The organism is Pseudomonas inefficax (genome assembly GCF_032164165.1).
In the GTDB taxonomy this organism is placed as follows: Bacteria; Pseudomonadota; Gammaproteobacteria; order Pseudomonadales; family Pseudomonadaceae; genus Aquipseudomonas; species Aquipseudomonas inefficax.
In genome coordinates, this window is the sequence record NZ_CP134401.1 from 4,335,681 (window position 1) to 4,354,314 (window position 18,634).

Genomic DNA, 18,634 nt, shown 5'->3' on the forward strand with positions numbered 1-18,634 from the left:
GGTACAGTACCTGTGGGAGCGGGTTTACCCGCGAAGAGGCCAGATCAGGCACCCTATCATCCAGCAATTGCCACAAGGTCCCGCGCCACCTGCCCCCCAACCACCTCCCCAATCACCAATATCGCCGGGCTACGCAAGCCAAACCCCCGCGCATCCTCAACCATCCCCCGCACATCGCTCCTGCACTCCCGCTGCTGCGGCAACGAGGCATTTTCGATCATCGCCACCGGCGTCCCCGGTGCCATGCCCCCGTCCAGCAACCCTTGGCGCACCTGCTCCAGCCTGGCAACACCCATATACACCACCAGCGTCGTCCCGCCCTGGGCCAAGGCTGCCCAGTTCAGTTCGCTGTCGTCCTGGGTATGTGCCGTGACCAGCGTCACGCCCCGGCTCACGCCTCGCGAGGTCAGGGAAATCCCGCATTGCGTGGCGCCGGCCAGACCGGCGGTGATGCCGTTGACCACTTCCACCTCGATGCCATGCCCCTGCAGCCACAGCGCCTCTTCACCGCCACGGCCGAAGATGCATGGGTCGCCGCCCTTGAGCCGCACCACGCAGCGCCCTTGCCGTGCATGGCGCAGCATCAGGCGCTGGATGAACGCCTGTGGCGTGGAGCGGCAGCCGCCGCGCTTGCCCACGGCGATCACCCGGGCCTGCGGGCAATGCTCCAGCACCACCGGGTTGACCAGGTCGTCGATCATCACCACCGCAGCTTGCTGCAACGCGCGTACAGCCTTGAGGGTGAGCAGTTCTGGGTCGCCAGGGCCAGCGCCAACCAGCCAGACTTTCGCATTCATCAGGGTTTCCTCATCGGCAAGGTGCGTTCAGCCCTTGAGCAGGGTGAGCAGCAATATCAGGTTGAACAGCAAGGACAGCAGCGCCAGGGTGCGCCATACCTTCAATGGCTCTCGCTCCAGCAACGGCCGTGGCCGGCTGGGCAGTTCCTGGCGGTCGCCACGTTCGAGCAGCAGCAGCCATTGTTCGGCGGTTTCGAAGCGCTGCGCCGGGTCGGCTGCCAGTGCCTGCTGCAGGTTGTGCTGCAGCCATTCCGGCAGGTCGGGGCGGTAGCGTGCGGCGTTGACCGGCTGGCCGAAGCGCGGGCGCTGGAAGGCCTCCACTTCACCGTAGGGGTAGTGCCCGGTCAGCAGGTGATACAGCGTCACGCCCACGGCATACAGGTCCTGACGTGGGCTGGGCGGTTGGCCATCGAATGCTTCCGGGGCAATGTATGACGGCGTGCCCGGCAACTCGTGCAGCGGGTCTTCGGACAAGCCCGGGCAGTAGGCCAGGCCGAAGTCCAGCAGGCGCAGCTGGCCATCGCTGCCCAGGTGCAGGTTCTCTGGCTTGATGTCGCGGTGCAGCAGGTTACGCCGGTGCAATACGCCGACCGCCTGCAGCAGTTGCCGGGCCAGCTCCAGCCACTGCGGCATGGGCAGCGGGCCGTGCTCGGCCAGCAGCGCTGCCAGGCTCTGGCCGGGGTATTCGCGCATCACGTAGTACAGGTGCTGGCGCTGGCTGGCGGTGTGCAGCTCGGGGAAGTGCCGGCCAGCGACCCGGCGCAGGAACCATTCTTCCAGCAACAGCCCTTGCGCTGCGCCAGGCTCCTGCCCGCGCGCGGGTGGCAGCGTCTTCAGCAGCCAGGCTCGGCCATGGCCATCGCACACCCGGTACAGCAGCGACTGGCGGCTGTGCGAAAGCAGCTTTTCGGTTTGCCAGCCATCGATTACCTGGCCTTCACGCAGCGGGCCGGGCACAGGCCATTGCTGCAGTTGCGCCAAGGTGTCGCCCAGGTTGGCTGTGCCCAGTTGCTCGACCTGCACCAGCAAGGCACTGGCGTTGTCCTGGCTGCCGTTGAGGTGCGCGCTGGCGACCAGGGTGTCGACGGCCAGTTGCAGGTCGGGTTGCTCGCGCAGCACCGCCTGGATGTGTTGGTCGCCCAGGCTGGCCCATACGCCATCGCTCAACAGCAGGAAGCTCTCGCCCGGCTGCAGTTCGCCTTCCAGGTAATCCACCAGCAAGTGCTGGTCCAGGCCCAGCGCGCGCTTCAGCACATGCTGCATGCCGGGCTGGTCCCATACGTGGTCTTCGCTCAGGCATTGCAGGCGCCCGGCGTGCCAGCGGTACGCGCGACAGTCCCCTACGTGGGCCAAGGTAAAGCGCCGGCCACGCAGCACCAACGCGCTGAGGGTGGTCAAAAGTGGCTGGCCGCTGCCTTGGGCGCGCAACCAGCGGTTCTGTGCCAGCAGCAGGCGGTCGAGTGCCTGGGCCACGCTCCAGGTCGCAGGGGTGGCGTAATAGTCCAGAGCCAGCGCCTGCAGGCTGGCACGGGCTGCCAGGCCACCATCGGCACATTGGCTGACGCCGTCGGCGAGGGCGAACAGGTAGCCCTTGCTGGCAGCCAGCTCCGGCGCCGGGGTAACCAGGCGCAGAGCGTCCTGGTTTTCCTCGCGCGGCCCGGTGGCGCTGGCCTGGGCAAACTTAAGTTGCAGGCTCATGGCTGTGCCTCAGACTCGCGCCGCAGTAACCGCAGCCGAGCCCCAGGTGGTGCGCCAGCGCTGTTTCACGCCGTGCAGGCCGAACCAGGCCAGCAAGCCCAGGCTGGCGAACAGCCACAGCCCCAGTTGGTAGTCTCCGGTGTGCTGCTTGATGGTGCCAAGCCCGGCGGCCAGCAGGAAGCCTCCGATGCCGCCGGCCATGCCGATCAGCCCGGTCATCACGCCGATCTCCTGGCGGAAGCGTTGCGGCACCAGCTGGAACACTGCGCCATTGCCGGCCCCCAGGCCGAGCATGGCGCTGACGAACAGGGCCAGTGCAGCGGCTGCGCTAGGCAGGTTGAAGCCGACTGCGGCGATGCAGATGGCCGCCACGCTGTACATGCCCAGCAAAGTGCGGATACCGCCGAAGCGGTCGGCCAGGGCGCCGCCGAGTGGGCGCATCAGGCTGCCGGCGAACACGCAGGCAGCGGTGTAGTAGCCGGCGGTGATCGGGCTCAGGCCATACTGGTCGCTGAAATAGCCGGGCAGGGCGCTGGCCAGGCCGATGAAGCCGCCGAAGGTGACGCTGTAGAAGAACATGAACCACCAGCTGTCACGGTCGCCCAGGGCCTTGAGGTAGTCGGCCATGGCTTTTGGCTTGGGGCGCTGCGGGGCATTGCGTGCCAGCAGGGCGAACACCAACAGGGCCAGCGACAGCGGGATCAGCGCGAAGCCGAACACATTGTTCCAGCCAAAGCCTGCAGCCAGCGCAGGGGCCAACAGGGCAGCGAACACTGTGCCGGAGTTGCCGGCACCGGCAATGCCCATGGCTTTGCCTTGATGCTGAGGTGGGTACCATTGCGAGGCCAGCGGCAGTGACACGGCGAACGAAGCGCCAGCAAAGCCGAGGAAAACACCCAGCAGCAGCGCTTGTTCATAGCTGTGCACGCCCAGGTACCAGGCAGCGGCGAGGGCGACGATGACCACCACCTGGCCGATCAGCCCGGCGGTCTTGGGCGACAGGCGGTCGACCAGCACGCCCATGGCAAAGCGCAATATCGCCCCGGCCAGGATCGGTGTGGCCACCATCAGGCCCCGTTGTTGTGCACTCAGCTGCAGATCGGCGGCAATCTGCACCGCCAGTGGGCCAAGCAGGTACCAGACCATGAAGCTGAGGTCGAAGTACAGGAACGCGGCGAACAGCGTGGGCACATGCCCGGATTTCCAGAAGCTGGTACTCATCGAACACCTCACTCGGCAATGCAACGGAACGAAAAAGACGCCGCTACCCGCTCCACATGGGTGGAGGGGAGAGCGACGTCTTTGTCGGGATCAAGTGGGCAACCGCCGTTGGCTACCGGTGATATTTGTTCAGCAAGAGATGGGCCAACTCTGAGAAGTTGCTGTCCCCTTGTAGGAGCGGCCTTGTGTCGCGATGGGCTGCGCAGCAGCCCCGGCAATCTCTGCCGCGAAGCTGAGATCCTGGGGCTGCTGCGCAGCCCATCGCGACACAAGGCCGCTCCTACAGGGACCGCGTGAAGCAGGTTGCTAGCCCAGCATTTCATGCATGGCAATGATCTGCTCGGCCACCTGGATCAGCTTCTGCTGCCGGCTCATGGCCTGGCGGCGCATCAGGGTGTAGGCCTGTTCTTCGTTGCAATCCTTCATCTTCATCAGCAAACCCTTGGCCTGCTCGATGCGCTTGCGCTCAGCCAGTTGCTGGTCGCGCGCCAACAATTGTGCCTTCAGTGCCTGGTCACTTTCGAAGCGGGCCATGGCCACATCCAGGATCGGCTGCAGCCGCGCCGCATGGATGCCTTCGACGATGTAGGCGCTGACCCCCGACTGAATCGCCTGGCGCATCACGGCGGGGTCATGCTCGTCGGTGAACAGTACGATGGGGCGTGGCTGGTCACGGCTGACCAGCACCACCTGTTCCATCACATCGCGGTCCGGTGAGTCGGTATCGATCAGCACCACATCCGGGCGCACCGTTTCGACGCAGGCGGGCAGGTCGATGGTCAGGCCGGGGGCTTCGATGACCTCGAAGCCGGCCTCGCTCAAGGCCGCCTTGAGGCGACCGAGTTTGCTCTGGGTGTCGTCGATCAGCAGGATGCGCAACATGAATGGTACCCCTCACGCGCCGACACGGGCATCGGGCAGGTCGCCCATGGCATGCAGGCTGAAACTGCGGGCATAACCGTAGGGGTCGCTGCCGTCCCAGCGGCTGCCATCAATCAACAGGCTGCTGCGCATTGGTTCAGGGCAGGCCACGCCGAGGCTTTGTGCCGCCTCGCCATACAACGCCAGCTGCTGGACCTGGCGGGCCACGCCGAGGTAGTCGGGATCATCGCGCAGCAGGCCCCAGCGGCGGAACTGGGTCATGAACCACATGCCGTCGGACAGGTACGGCAGGTTGGCCCGGCCATGGTCGTGCAGGCGCAGTGCATGGGGATCTTGCCAGTGGTTGCCCAGGCCATCGTGGTAGCTGCCCAGCAAGCGTGGTTCGATACTCGCCAGCGGGGTGGCCAGGTAGGCGCTGCCGCTGAGCAGTTGCGCAGTGCTGCGGCGATTTTCCGGGCTTTGCTCGATGAAGCGGCTGGCGGCCAGGACCGCCTTGATCAGCGCGCGGGCACTGTTGGGGTATTGCTCGGCAAAGGCGCGGGCGCAGGCCAGGACCTTCTCCGGATGGTCCGGCCAGATCGACTGACTGGTGGCCAGTGTGAAGCCCTGGCCCGTGGCCACTGCATCGGCAGCCCAGGGTTCGCCCACGCAGAAACCGTCGATGCGCCCGGCCTGGATATGCGCGGCCATTTGTGCCGGTGGCACCACCACGCTGTCGACGTCGCGCAATGGGTGGATGCCCTGGCTGGCCAGCCAGTAATACAGCCACATGGCGTGGGTGCCGGTGGGGAAGGTCTGGGCAAAGGTGAGGCGTGCGCCATGCTGGTGCGCCAGGCGCGCCAATGCTTCAGGGTTGGTCACGCCTTTGCGCTGCAGGGCCGGAGACAGGTTTATGGCTTGGGCGTTCTGGTTCAGCCCCATGAGCACGGCCATTTCGCTGGCCGGTACACCGCCGATGCCCAGGTGCACGGCATAGACCAGGCCATACAGGCAGTGCGCCGCATCCAGTTCGCCGCTGACCAGCTTGTCGCGCAGCCCGGCCCAGGAACCCTGGCGTTTGAGGTTGAGGGTAAGGCCGTGCTGCTGGGCAAAGCCCTGGGTGGCGGCGACTACCACCGAGGCGCAGTCGGTCAGGGCCATGTAGCCGATGTTCAGGCTGGGCTTTTCCGGCGCGTCGCTGCCGTTGACCCAGGCCAGGGGCGTTGCTCGGGGTACAGTGTTCACAAGGTTCCTCGCCCGTACTGATAAGGCTGTGGGCTTTTCCGGTGCAACGCATGTGCCAAAGGCCCTGGGGTCGCATTGCGGCCCCGTGAAAGCAACTGTCTTGCGCAAAGCTAAAAGCTTGTGCGATCCCTGTGGGAGTGGGTTCACCCGCGAAGCAGGCAGCTCGGTGGATGGCACCGGCTTCGCCGGTGTTCGCGGGTGAACCCGCTCCCACAGGTACTGCACTGGCTGTCAGAGCTTCACCGGCCCCACGATTTGCTGTCATGCCGGCCCCACGCTGGCTATAATCGCCCCCTCATTCACCCCGAGCCTTGCCCGCCCATGTATACCCTGGCCCGCCAGCTGCTGTTCAAGCTTTCCCCGGAAACCTCCCACGACCTGTCCCTGGACCTGATCGGCGCCGGTGGCCGTCTTGGCCTCAACGGCGTGCTGTGCAAGCAGCCGGCGGCTTTGCCGGTTACGGTCATGGGCTTGAACTTCGCCAACCCGGTGGGCCTGGCGGCCGGCCTGGACAAGAACGGTGCGGCCATCGACGGTTTCGCCCAGCTGGGCTTCGGCTTCGTCGAAATCGGCACCGTCACCCCGCGACCGCAGCCGGGCAACCCCAAGCCGCGGCTGTTCCGCCTGCCGGAGGCAACGGCCATCATCAACCGCATGGGCTTCAACAACCTGGGTGTTGATCACCTGCTCGGCCGGGTGCGGGCTGCGCGTTACAACGGCGTGCTGGGCATCAACATCGGCAAGAATTTCGACACCCCGGTGGAGCGTGCCGTCGATGACTACCTGATCTGCCTGGACAAGGTGTACACCGCGGCCAGTTACATCACGGTCAACGTCAGTTCACCAAACACCCCGGGCCTGCGCAGCCTGCAATTTGGCGATTCGCTCAAGCAGTTGCTCGATGCCCTGGCCGAGCGCCGTGAGCAACTGGCCGGCACGCATGGCAAGCGCGTACCTCTGGCAATCAAGATTGCCCCGGACATGAGCGACGAAGAAACTGCCCTGGTGGCCGCAGCGCTGATGGAGTCGGGCATGGATGCGGTGATCGCCACCAACACCACGCTGGGGCGTGAAGGTGTCGAAGGGCTGCCATACGGTGGCGAGGCGGGCGGCCTGTCGGGCGCGCCGGTGCTGGAAAAGAGCACCCACATCGTCAAGGTGCTGGCGGGCGAATTGGGCGGCAAGCTGCCGATCATTGCCGCTGGCGGCATTACCGAAGGCCGCCATGCCGCCGAGAAGATCGCTGCCGGCGCGAGCCTGGTGCAGATTTATTCGGGCTTCATTTACAAGGGGCCGGCGCTGATTCGCGAAGCGGTGGATGCTATCGCTGCGATGCCGCGGTGACCTGACACGGCCTCTTCGCGGGTAAACCCGCTCCCACAGGGACTACACAAGCTTGAGAGCAGTGAAGTACCTGTGGGAGCGGGTTTACCCGCGAAGAGGCCAGTGCAGTTGGGAAGGTTTGCCAAGGCAAAAAAAGGGCCCCATCAAGGGGCCCCTGGGCCTTCGCCCGCCGCCCGGATAGGGCGTGCATGGTGAATCGAATTCAGTGTCCTCGTTCAGCCAACGGCGTGATTTTCGTTGAGTCTATGGATGCCAGCGGTGCCAGTCATTCCGTCCCAGTTATCACCGCGACCTTCACGCCAGCCGTTGATCCAGGCTTGGCGAACAGAAGGAAGATTGAAGGGGCAAAGTTCGCGGGATTTGCCGGTGACCCCGTATTGGTAGCCACGTGAATATGCTCTTTCCAACGGATCACGCTTAAGTCTTCTCATAGGGTGTTGCCCTCACTTGTTGACTGTAATGTCCCGTCGGCCTCTCCGAGGCCGGGCAGAGTCTTTCTGCCGGTGTGCGCTCGCTGCCGGCGTGGCGAGCTGAAAGTGCCGCCTCGTTGCGAAGCGGCCTGAGACCAGTTCTATCGAATGCGAGTCACGGTGTGAATGATCGATTTGTCATAAGCACGTAACCTTTCCAAGGGTGAGGGGATAAGTAAATAAATGCGACTCAACCTTGTTTAGCGTTGAGCCCGCTATGATCAGGGTTTGCCGATCATTGACGTCATTTCGCCAGCGTGGCTTGCGGATGACAGAAATAATTTGAAATGCGACGAAGGGTCACATCGGCCCCGGTATCGCCAGAATTTTTCGTACTGCCTGATGATCTAAGCTGTCTTTGCCACTGGGCCAAGCACAGATCGGTCAGGCGGCCCGGCCTTTCACCGCACGCTCGCGTGCCACGAAAGGCCACCCGCACGCCTGCTGGAAAGGTGTGCGGGCAAACATCGCGGGGCGATGCGTCGCCCCGTCAGTCAAATAGCCCAAGGCGCTGGATTACTCATGTCGGACCGTTTCGAACTTTACCTCACCTGCCCCAAAGGCCTGGAAGGCCTGCTTGCCGAAGAGGCCCGGGCCCTCGGCCTGGATGACGTGCGCGAGCACACCTCGGCCATTCGCGGCGCCGCCGATATGGAAACCGCCTACCGCCTGTGCCTGTGGTCACGCTTGGCCAACCGGGTGCTGCTGGTACTCAAGCGCTTCTCCATGAAGAACGCCGACGACCTCTACGACGGCGTGCACGCGGTCGACTGGGCTGATCACCTGGCAGCCGACGGCACCTTGGCAGTGGAGTTCAGCGGCCATGGCTCGGGCATCGACAACACCCACTTCGGTGCGCTGAAGGTCAAGGACGCGATCGTCGACAAGCTGCGCAACCGCGAAGGCTTGCGCCCGTCGGTGGAAAAGATCGACCCGGATGTGCGCGTGCACCTGCGCCTGGACCGTGGCGAAGCCATTCTCTCCCTTGACCTTTCCGGGCACAGCCTGCACCAGCGTGGCTACCGTCTGCAGCAAGGCGCCGCGCCGCTGAAGGAAAACCTGGCGGCGGCGGTGCTTATCCGCGCCGGCTGGCCGCGCATTGCCGCCGAAGGTGGCGCGCTGGCCGACCCGATGTGCGGTGTGGGTACCTTCCTGGTCGAAGCGGCAATGATCGCCGCCGATATCGCGCCCAACCTCAAGCGTGAACGCTGGGGCTTCAGTGCCTGGCTTGGCCACGTACCGGCATTGTGGCGCAAGGTACATGACGAGGCGCAGGCGCGGGCACAGGCCGGCCTGGCCAAGCCACCGCTGTGGATCCGTGGCTACGAGGCCGACCCGCGGCTGATCCAGCCGGGCCGCAACAACGTCGAGCGTGCCGGCCTGGGCGACTGGGTCAAGATCTACCAGGGCGAAGTCAGCACCTTCGAGCCGCGCCCGGACCAGAACCAGAAAGGCCTGGTCATCAGCAACCCGCCCTATGGCGAGCGCCTGGGTGACGAAGCCAGCCTGCTGTACCTCTACCAGAACCTCGGCGAGCGCCTGCGCCAGGCCTGCATGGGCTGGGAAGCGGCGGTATTCACTGGCGCGCCGCAGCTGGGCAAGCGCATGGGTATTCGCAGCCACAAGCAGTACGCGTTCTGGAACGGCGCCTTGCCGTGCAAGCTGCTGCTGTTCAAGGTGCAGCCCGACCAGTTCGTTACCGGCGAGCGCCGCGAGGCGCAGCCTGAAGGTGCGCAAACCCGCCAGCAGGCAGTACCGGCCAGCGAGCCGGCACGTTTGTCGGAAGGTGCGCAGATGTTCGCCAACCGCCTGCAGAAAAACCTCCGGCAGCTGGGCAAGTGGGCCCGCCGCGAGCAGGTCGATTGCTACCGCCTGTACGATGCCGACATGCCCGAATATGCACTGGCGGTCGACCTGTACCAGGACTGGGTGCACGTGCAGGAATACGCCGCGCCACGTTCGGTCGACCCGGACAAGGCTCAGGCACGCCTGCTCGACGCGCTGGCAGCCATCCCGCAGGCCTTGGGCATTTCGCCGCAGCGTGTGGTGCTCAAGCGTCGCGAGCGGCAGAGCGGCACGCGCCAGTACGAGCGCCAGGCAACCGAAGGCCGCTTCCAGGAAGTGAACGAAGGCGGCGTCAAGCTGCTGGTCAACCTTACCGATTACCTCGACACCGGCCTGTTCCTCGACCATCGCCCGATGCGCATGCGCATCCAGCGCGAAGCAGCCGGCAAACGCTTCCTCAACCTGTTCTGCTACACCGCCACGGCCAGCGTGCATGCGGCCAAGGGTGGCGCGCGCAGCACCACCAGCGTCGACCTGTCGAAAACCTACCTGGACTGGGCGCGGCGCAACCTGGCGCTTAATGGCTTCTCGGATCGCAACCGCCTGGAGCAGGGCGATGTGATGGCCTGGCTGGAGGGTAACCGCGACAGCTACGACCTGATCTTCATCGACCCGCCGACCTTCTCCAACTCCAAGCGCATGGAAGGCGTGTTCGATGTGCAGCGTGACCACGTGCAGCTGCTTGATTTGGCCATGGCCCGCCTGGCGCCGGGTGGCGTGCTGTATTTCTCCAACAACTTCCGCAAGTTCCAGCTGGACGAGCACCTGATGGCGCGTTACGCGGTGGAGGAAATCACGGCCCAGACCCTGGACCCGGACTTCGCCCGCAACAACCGTATCCATCGCGCCTGGCGCCTGCAGCTTCGTTGAGGCGACGAGGTACATTGCGCGGCTAATGGCCAATAGCTATAACTGGGGACAGGGCAAGATAATCCGCAGGACGCTGACGTGACGAGATGGGTGTATGTCAAAGGGTGGCGTGTGCGCGCGGTTGCTTGGCCTGTGCACAGAGGCATTATCCGCCTGGGCGGTAGCCTTGGTCGCCCTGGTCGTGGGCGGCCTGTTGACGGCCGTCCTGGCGCTAGCCGCGCAAACCTTTTACAAGCAGCAGCTGCGCCAGCGCTTCGAGCTGCTGGCAAGCGAGCGTTTCAGCCGTATCGCCGAGCGGTTTGATGAACAGCAGCAGCGCCTGGACGGGCTGCGGCGGTTTTTCAGCTTTTCCAACGAAATCACCCCGCACGAGTTCGACGGCTACGCCCGGCCATTGCTGCAACGGACCCTGGCCTACGCCTGGGCGCCGCGTGTCGAGGCCGCGCAACGCGCCGAATTCGAGCGCCAGGCCAGTGCGCATTCCGGCCCGGGCTATGTGATCCGCGACCAGGATGAACAAGGCCAGTGGCACCCATCCCCCCAGCGCGACCATTACTTCCCGGTACTCTATACCCAGTCGGGTGAATTGCCCGGGCTGCCCTATGGGCTGGACCTCGCCGGCCAGGAAGTGCCCCTGGCGGCCTTGGCGCGGGCGCTTGGGCCGGGCAGCATGGCGGTGTCCGAGCCACTGCCCATGTTCGATACCAGCTCGGATGCGCGTGGCCTGCTGATGGTGGCGCCGGTGTTTTCCGATGCCAACCCCCGCGGCGCGGCAGTGGGTTATGTGATGGCCTTGCTGAGCATGCGTGAGCTGATCAGCGACGGGCGCCCGGTTACGGCAGACGATAACCTTGTGGTGCGTATCGTCGACCCCACCGGGCTACATGGCCCCGAGGTGATGTTCGACTCGCAGAACCCGGTCGCACCCCTGCCGCTGGCCAGCAACCAGCTATTGCACCTGGCTGACCACCACTTCCAGTTGAGTATCCGGCCGAGCCAGGCGTTCGTGCGCGCCAACCGTTCCTCCGCGGTGCTGGCAGTGAGCCTGCTGGGCAGCTTGTTGAGCCTGTTGCTCAGCGTGTTGCTCTACAGTCTGTTCAGCCAGCGCCAGCGCGCATTGGCCCTGGTGGAGCAGCGCACTGCCGAGCTGCGTGTCAGCGAGCAGTCACTGCGCGGTACCCACAACCAGCTGCGCAGCGTGCTGGATGCCGCAACCCAGGTGGCGATCATCGCCACCAACCTCAAGGGCGTGGTCAGCACTTTCAACGCCGGCGCCGAGCGCATGCTCGGTTACCCGGCCAGTGAGGCGATCGGCCAGCTGCGCCTGGAGGACCTGGTGCTGCCCGAAGAGTTGAACCTGCGTGCCCATGCCTTGAGCCTGCGTTACGGCCGACCGATTGAAGGTGGCCAGGCCATGTTCGCCGAAACAGCGCAGGAGCATGGCGCCGAACCGGGGGAGTGGACCTTGTTGCGTGCCGATGGCAGCCAACTGGTGGCCAACATGCTGGTCACCGCCATGCTCGATGAACAGGGGTTATGGATCGGTTACCTGGCGATCTGCATCGATGTTACTGAACGGCGTCGGGTGCATGAGGCGCTGGCAGCGCGTGACCGTCTTCTGGAAAAGCTCAGTGCCGAGGTGCCGGGCGGCATTTACCAGTACCGCCTGGATGGCAACGGCCACTCCTGCTTTCCGTATGCCAGCATGGGCCTGTACGACATCTACGAAGTCGACCTGCAGCAGCTGCGCGAGGACGCCACCGCGGTGTTCGAGCGCATCCACCCGGACGACCTGGAGCGCGTGCGCCGCTCGGTGCGTTACTCGGCCGAACACCTGTCGCCCTGGCGCGAAGAATACCGCGTCTGCCTGCCGCGTGCCGGGTTGCGCTGGGTGCGTGGCGAGGCGACACCGGAGGTGGGCGAGCAGGGCTGCACCTTGTGGCATGGCTACCTGACCGACATCTCCGACCTGAAGGGCGTGGAGGAAGAGTTGCGTGCGCTGTCGGTGACCGACTCGCTGACCGGCATCCATAATCGCCGTTACTTCCAGGAGCGGCTCAAGCTCGAACTGGAACGAGCCCAGCGCGATGGCCTGGCGCTGGCGGTGATCATGCTCGATATCGATCACTTCAAGCGCATCAACGACCATTTCGGCCATGCCGTCGGCGACCGCGTGCTGCGCAGCCTGTGCCTGCGTATCGGCCAGCGTTTGCGGCGTACCGATGTGTTCTGCCGGCTGGGCGGCGAAGAGTTCATGGTGCTGTGCCCGGGCAGCGATGCCGAGCAGGCGCGGCTGCTGGCACTGGAGCTGTGGCAAGGCGTGCGCAATGTGCCGGTGGAGGGCGTGGGCAGGGTGACCGCGAGTTTTGGTGTGGCGGGTTGGCGACCGGGGGAAGGGGCCGATGCCTTGCTGTTGCGGGCTGATGCCGGGGTGTATGCAGCCAAGCAGGCTGGGCGGGACCGGGTGGAGGGGGAGTTGGCCTGACAGCTGTCAGTTGCCAATGCCGGCCCTTTCGCGGCTGAAGCCGCTCCCACAGGGAAATTGCAGGTCTTGAACCCTGCGCTGAACCTGTGGGAGCGGCTTTAGCCGCGAAAGGGCCGGTACTGGCTACCTGTCAGTTGGCCGCTGTGCTGCCGGCCAGTTTCGGCTGGCGATACAAATCCAGCAGCACCTGGTCGAGCACCTGCGAGGCGCCCCACGGTTTCGGATCGTTGAGGATCGCCGCCACTGCCCAGGTATGGCCGTTGCTGTCACGGCTGAAGCCGGCAATTGCCCGTACGGTGTTCAGCGTACCGGTCTTGATGTGCCCTTCGCCGGTCATGGCGGTGCGCTTCAGGCGCTTGCGCATGGTGCCGTCCATACCCACCAGCGGCATCGAGCTCATGAACTCGGCAGCATAAGGGCTCTTCCAGGCCGCCTGCAGCATTGCCGCCATCTCCCGCGTGCTGACCCGTTCGGCACGCGACAGGCCGGAACCGTTTTCCATCACCAGGTGCGGCGCGGTAATACCCTTCTTCGCCAGCCACTGGCGCACCACGCGCTGGGCGGCGCGAGCGTCGTCACCGTCGGCATCGGTGCGGAACTGCGCGCCAAGGCTCAGGAACAGCTGCTGGGCCATGGTGTTGTTGCTGTACTTGTTGATGTCGCGGATCACTTCCACCAGGTCTGGCGAGAAGGCACGGGCCAGCAGGCGAGCGCCCTTGGGCACGTTCTCGAAGCGGTCGCCGCCCTGGATGCTGCCACCCAGCTCGTTCCAGATCGCGCGCACGGCACCGGCGGCGTAGGTCGGGTGGTCGAGCAGCGACAGGTAGGTCTGCGAGTTGCAGCCGTCACCCAGCTGGCCGCTGACCGTTACGCTGATGCCGTCGGCTTGCTGCACGGGGTTGTAGCGCACATCACCCGAACACTGTTTGGAGGCTACCGCCTTGACCTGGTTGTCGATACGGATGCTGGCAATCGGCGGTTCGACCGCGATGGTGACCTTGCCGCCATCGTTGCGGGCCACGAAACGCAGGGCTTTGAGGTTGACCAGCAGCGAGTCGGGCTTGACCAGGAAAGGCTTGTTCTCATCGCCGCCGTCATCGTTGAACTGCGGCAGGTTCGGCTGCACGAAGTGGCTGCGGTCCAGCACCAGGTCGCCGGTGATGGTGCGCACGCCATTGGCGCGCAGGTCACGCATCAGCAACCACAGCTTTTCCATGTTCAGTTTCGGGTCGCCGCCACCTTTGAGGTAGAGGTTACCGTTGAGTACGCCGTTGCTCAGGGCGCCGTCGGTGTAGAACTCGGTTTTCCACTGGAAGGTCGGGCCGAGCAGTTCGAGGGCGGCGTAGGTGGTGACCAGTTTCATGGTCGAGGCCGGGTTGACCGAGACATCGGCATTGAACACGGTCGGTGTGCCGGGGCCGTCCAGCGGCAGCATCACCAGCGACAGTGCAGAATCTTGCAGTTTGTTGGCCTTGAGGGCCTGTTGCACTTTGGCAGGCAGCGTGGTGTTGACGGCGGCGGCCTGGCTGGGCAGGGCGAATGGCAACAGCAGGCCGGCAAGAACGAGGGGACGAAGCGTTTTGATCATGATCGATAAATACCCTACGGCGAGGGAAAAGGGCATTGGGGCTGTAAGGAATGATGGCCCCAGAATGAAAGAATACGCATTATGCCCCAAGCGCAGCGACGATGCGCCACGTTCGACGGAAAAGCACCCCCAATAAAAAAGCCACCCCTAAGGGTGGCCTTTTCAGCGATCGAGCCGGGCCGGTATCACTCGGCCTTGTTGATCGGCTTTTCCGGGTACCAGGCGTCCAGCAGCGGGCTGACCTCGATCTTGGTCAGTTCGCTACGGCCTTTGAGCCAGGCTTCAACGGCTGCACGCTGTTCTTCGCTGACCGAGCCGCGTTTGACCGAGCACACCAGGCCGAAATCGTCACCGCCTACATAGTCCAGGCCATTGGCGTCCATGGCTTCTTCCAGGAACGCGTCGAGGAAAGCATCGATTGCCTGGTCGTCCAGATCTTCCTTGAATTCCAGGTTCAGCTCGAAGCCCAATTCCTGAAACTCGTCGACACACAGCTTCTTGCGCAGACGACGGGAGCGGTTTGTGGCCATGAAACAATCCTCTTAGGTAATAACGCCGCGCAGTCTACCAGTTAACACGCCTGGCTGCCTGCCTGTGTGCAGCTACCGGTGGCCAGCTCCCTGGCCAGGGCACGTTCTACCCGGCACATATGCCGTGCCAGTGCCTGGCGCCGCAGGCGTATCTGGGCGGTAGGCAAGCCGCCTGCCTCCAGGGCTTCGCAAGCCTTCATCAGTTCGGGGGCTTCCAGCATCCGCGCGGCGCTGAGCACCTTGTGCGCCTGTTCGGCAATGGCATCGCTGTCGTGCTGCGGATGCAATGCCATCAAAGTTCCCAGGTCGGCCTGCAGGCTCTGCTGCAACGCCATCAGGAAGCGCTGGCGGTCGTTCGGGTCATGCCCGACCACTGTGGCCAGGCCGTCCAGGTTGTACAGCTTGCGCCGCGATTTCTGCCGGCGGCGCGGGCGGATGCCGGCCAGGCGCTGGCTGAGCGTACCCAGGCTTATGGGCTTGAGCAGGCAGTCGTCCATGCCGGCGCTCAGGCACTTGCGGCGTACCTCCGGCTGCGCGTTGGCGGTGTAGCCGAGAATGGTGCAGCGCGGCCGCTTGCCATGGCGTTCCTCGGTACGCACGGCGGTGGCCAGCTGGTAGCCGTTCATGTGCGGCATGTTGCAGTCGAGCACCAGCACATCGAAGTCCCCCGCCCGCCAGGTGGCCAGGCCTTCGCGACCGTCGCGGGCGCTGGTGTGCTCCAGCCCCAGGTAGCCAAGCTGCTGTGCCATCAGCTGCAGGTTGGCCGGGTGGTCATCGATCACCAGTACGCTCAGCCGCGGGTCCGGCACATCGAGGTTCTCGATCAGCGGGGCCGGCGGCGCTGCAGCGTCAACCCGCTGCAGCGGCATCTTCAGGCGCACCTGGGTGCCGACATCCTCCAGGCTCTTGATGGTCAGGCTGCCGCCCATCATTTCGCACAGGTTGCGACAGATGGCCAGGCCTAGCCCGGTACCCGCGCGGGCGCTCTGGCTATGCGGGTTGGCCTGGATGAACGGGTTGAACAGGCGTTGCAGGTCGTCGGCGTGGATACCGATGCCGCTGTCGCGCACTTCCAGCTCCAGCACGGCGGGAGTGGTGGCGCCGTCGTCTTCCAGGCCTACGCAGATGCGCACCTGACCATGCTCGGTGAACTTGATGGCGTTGCTCACCAGGTTGGACAGGACCTGCTTGAAGCGCAGGGGGTCGAGCAGGGCATGGCAGCGTGCGGCCGGAGCGATCATCACCTCCAGGGCCAGGCCTTTCTGCCGCGCCTGGCCTTCGAAAATACGCCCCACCGATTCGACCAGGGCCGCCAGGTCGACGGCCTCCGGAGCGAGGGACAAGTGCCCGGATTCGATGCGCACGATGTCGAGGATATCGCCGATCAGGCCCAGCAGGTCCTTGGCCGAATGGTGGGCCAGCTCCAGCGCGCAGCGGTCTACCCGGCCTTGGTCGGCACGCTTGACTGCCAGCTCGAGCATGCCGATGACCGCATTCATCGGGGTGCGGATTTCGTGGCTGATGGTGGCCAGGAACGTGCTTTTGGCGCGGTTCGCATCGTCGGCCTGCTGCTTGGCCTGGCGCAACTCCATGACCAGATGGCGGCGCTCGCTGATGTCGATCCAGCCACCGATGATGCCCTGCACCTCACCCAGTGAGTCGCGGTACGGCAGAATCCAGTGGTAGATGGTCATCTCCCGGTCCTGGATCCGTAGTGTCCGGTCCATGATCAGTGGCGAGCCTTCGGCCATTACCTTCAGGTAGTCGGCGTGGATCTGCCGGGTCTGCTCGCAATCGGCGAACAGGCTCCCCTCCAGGTTCTTGCCGATGACCTCCTCGGAGCGCGCCTGCACGGCTTCCAGGTAGCTGTAGTTGCAGCTTTGCAGGCGGCCCTCGCGGTCACGCACGTACATGGGGTGGGGCGTGCCGTTGAGCAGGGCGCGCATGAATGCCACCTGGTCGTTCAATGCCCGTTCGGCGCGTTGCCGCTGGCGAATCTGCAGGCGCAGGCGGGCATTCCACAACAAGGCCAGCAGCAACAGCACGGCGGTGCCGAGTACCACCTGTATCGCCAGCCTTCGGTAACCGTGGTCGTTGCCATCCTCGTGCAGGCTGAAGCCGCGCCAGCGGTTGTTGATGACCCCCAGTTCTTCCGGCGAGATGCTCAGCAGCGCCTTGTCGAGGATCGACACCAGCGCCTGCGACGGGGCACTGGTGGCCATGGCGAAGCTGGCAGGGTCGCTGCCGACAGTGGCCCGGATGACCAGTTCAGGGTTGCCGGCCAGCGCGTGGTTGGCGTCGATCAAGGTGGTGATCACCGCATCGACGGCACCACTGTTGAGCAACGCCATGGAATAGAACGAGCTTTCGGTCTCGACCCAGCCGATTTGCGGATAGTGCCGCGACAGCATGGCGTCCATGGCACTGTAGCGGGTAATGGCGATGCGATGACCCTGCAACTGTTCCAGCGAGGTGAAGGGTTGCTTGTCCTTGCGGCTGACCAGCACATAGGCGCTTTCCAGGTAGGGCTGGCTGATTTGCAGGTCGTCTTCGTTCACCCCGCCGGTGGCCAGTGCGGCGATGACATCGGCGCGGCCGTCCTTCAGGCGGGCAATCATGTCTGCAAGGCCGCTGGCGCGCTGCACTTCGAAACGCAAGCCGGTGCGCAGGCGAAGCAGTTCGAGCAGGTCGGCGGTGATGCCGCGAAAATGCCCCGAGCCATCGAAATAGGAGACAGGTGCAGCGGTGTCATCGATTGCCACACGCATTACCGGGTGGTCCTTCAGCCACTGCTCTTCGGTGTCGGTCAGTTGCAGCTTGCGGTCGGTCAGCAGCAGGTCGCTACCGGCGCTCCAGCGCTTGAAGATACTGGCGCGTATGGCCGAGGTCTGTCTGTCCAGGGTGGCGTTAACCATCTCCATCAACACCCTGTCCTCGTGACGCAGGGCAAAACCGAAGCCGATGGCTTCGTGCTTGCCGAAACTGGCCATGCGCAGGCGTGGCAGGTGGCCGCGGTTGAGCTGGTAATGGGTGGAAATGGTATCGCCGATGAACACGTCGGCCTGGCCGAACGCCACGGCACTCAGGGCCTGGCTGGACGAGCCGAAGGCCAGGAGCTCGGCCTTGGGGTAGGTTCTGTTCACCTCCTGCCGGGGCAGGTAGTGGTAGAGCATGCCCAGGCGCATGCCGGCCAGGCCCGTGTCCAGCGCCCGGCTTTCGTCCTCGCGCGTTACCAGTACCGGTTGGTCGATGGCATAGGGGTGCGACAGGGCCAGGCCATCGCTGGCCGCTTCGTAGCCGTTGGCGCTGCCAAGCAGGTCGATATCGCCATGCCGGAGCGCTTCCACCGCCGCTTGTCGGCTGGAAAAGCGCAGAACCCGCACGGGCAACTGCAGGGCCTTGCCGATCAGGCTCGCGTACTCGGCGGTAAGGCCTTGGTAGTCGCGGCCCCCACTGGTGATGTCGAACGGCGGGTAGTCCGGAGCCGAGGTCCCCAGCACCAGTTCCTGACGGCCTTCGAGCCATTGCCGTTGCTCGTCGGTGAGCGCAGGCAGTGCCGGCTTGGCCGATGAGCGTGCCAGCAAGGTATAGGATGAAGCCTCGTGATGGGTAGCCTGTGCCACGCCGCTGAACAGGAGCAGGGTGAGCAACAGGCGAACGATAGGGTACGCCATGACTAC

The 18,634-nt window shown here is 64.7% G+C and carries 12 protein-coding genes; 3 read left to right on the top strand and 9 right to left on the bottom strand.

The window, feature by feature from the left end; genetic code table 11:
* Positions 1-56 precede the first annotated feature (56 nt).
* The 5 genes from cobA to RIN61_RS19620 form a co-directional block, all read right to left on the bottom strand.
* Positions 57-797: a uroporphyrinogen-III C-methyltransferase gene (cobA, locus tag RIN61_RS19600; protein ID WP_112252098.1), complete on the bottom strand. Its 741-nt coding sequence runs from the start codon at positions 795-797 to the stop codon at positions 57-59.
* 27 nt (positions 798-824) lie between these two features.
* Entirely contained in the window at positions 825-2,495 is a 1,671-nt protein-coding gene (locus RIN61_RS19605; RefSeq protein WP_313853503.1) for a bifunctional protein-serine/threonine kinase/phosphatase, read from the bottom strand.
* A 9-nt stretch (positions 2,496-2,504) separates the two neighbouring features.
* Complete coding sequence (locus RIN61_RS19610) at positions 2,505-3,716, bottom strand: nitrate/nitrite transporter (RefSeq protein ID WP_207878722.1); 1,212 nt, start codon at positions 3,714-3,716, stop codon at positions 2,505-2,507.
* Positions 3,717-4,022: 306 nt separating this feature from the next.
* The gene (locus RIN61_RS19615) at positions 4,023-4,598 is read right to left on the bottom strand and encodes an ANTAR domain-containing response regulator (RefSeq protein WP_112252101.1); all 576 of its coding nucleotides are present in this window, start codon (positions 4,596-4,598) and stop codon (positions 4,023-4,025) included.
* A 12-nt stretch (positions 4,599-4,610) separates the two neighbouring features.
* A complete protein-coding gene (locus RIN61_RS19620; protein WP_112252102.1) occupies positions 4,611-5,822 on the bottom strand; it encodes a CmpA/NrtA family ABC transporter substrate-binding protein in 1,212 nt (403 codons plus the stop codon).
* Between the two features lie 321 nt (positions 5,823-6,143).
* Between RIN61_RS19620 and RIN61_RS19625 the strand changes: the two genes are divergently transcribed.
* On the top strand, positions 6,144-7,166 hold the full coding sequence (locus RIN61_RS19625) for a quinone-dependent dihydroorotate dehydrogenase (RefSeq protein ID WP_215521146.1): 1,023 nt from the start codon (positions 6,144-6,146) through the stop codon (positions 7,164-7,166).
* 215 nt (positions 7,167-7,381) lie between these two features.
* On the opposite strand, the gene rmf is transcribed toward RIN61_RS19625, so the two are convergent.
* Positions 7,382-7,597, bottom strand: a complete 216-nt coding sequence (rmf, locus tag RIN61_RS19630; protein WP_003248687.1) for a ribosome modulation factor — start codon at positions 7,595-7,597, stop codon at positions 7,382-7,384.
* Between the two features lie 561 nt (positions 7,598-8,158).
* Between rmf and rlmKL the strand changes: the two genes are divergently transcribed.
* Together rlmKL and RIN61_RS19640 are read left to right on the top strand one after the other, a co-directional pair.
* Positions 8,159-10,351 carry a bifunctional 23S rRNA (guanine(2069)-N(7))-methyltransferase RlmK/23S rRNA (guanine(2445)-N(2))-methyltransferase RlmL gene (gene rlmKL / locus RIN61_RS19635; RefSeq protein WP_215521147.1) on the top strand — a complete coding sequence of 731 codons (2,193 nt, stop codon included), beginning with the start codon at positions 8,159-8,161 and terminating at the stop codon, positions 10,349-10,351.
* A gap of 94 nt (positions 10,352-10,445) precedes the next feature.
* Positions 10,446-12,836, top strand: coding sequence for a sensor domain-containing diguanylate cyclase (locus RIN61_RS19640; RefSeq protein ID WP_215521148.1), 2,391 nt, complete (start codon positions 10,446-10,448; stop codon positions 12,834-12,836).
* Positions 12,837-12,966: 130 nt separating this feature from the next.
* Here RIN61_RS19640 and dacB read toward each other — a convergent pair whose 3' ends face one another.
* From dacB to RIN61_RS19655, 3 genes are all read right to left on the bottom strand, one after another.
* On the bottom strand, positions 12,967-14,424 hold the full coding sequence (gene dacB, locus RIN61_RS19645) for a D-alanyl-D-alanine carboxypeptidase/D-alanyl-D-alanine endopeptidase (protein WP_313853510.1): 1,458 nt from the start codon (positions 14,422-14,424) through the stop codon (positions 12,967-12,969).
* Between the two features lie 185 nt (positions 14,425-14,609).
* A complete protein-coding gene (locus tag RIN61_RS19650; protein WP_003248695.1) occupies positions 14,610-14,954 on the bottom strand; it encodes a YggL family protein in 345 nt (114 codons plus the stop codon).
* Between the two features lie 41 nt (positions 14,955-14,995).
* Positions 14,996-18,628, bottom strand: a complete 3,633-nt coding sequence (locus RIN61_RS19655; RefSeq protein ID WP_313853512.1) for an ATP-binding protein — start codon at positions 18,626-18,628, stop codon at positions 14,996-14,998.
* Positions 18,629-18,634 lie beyond the last annotated feature (6 nt).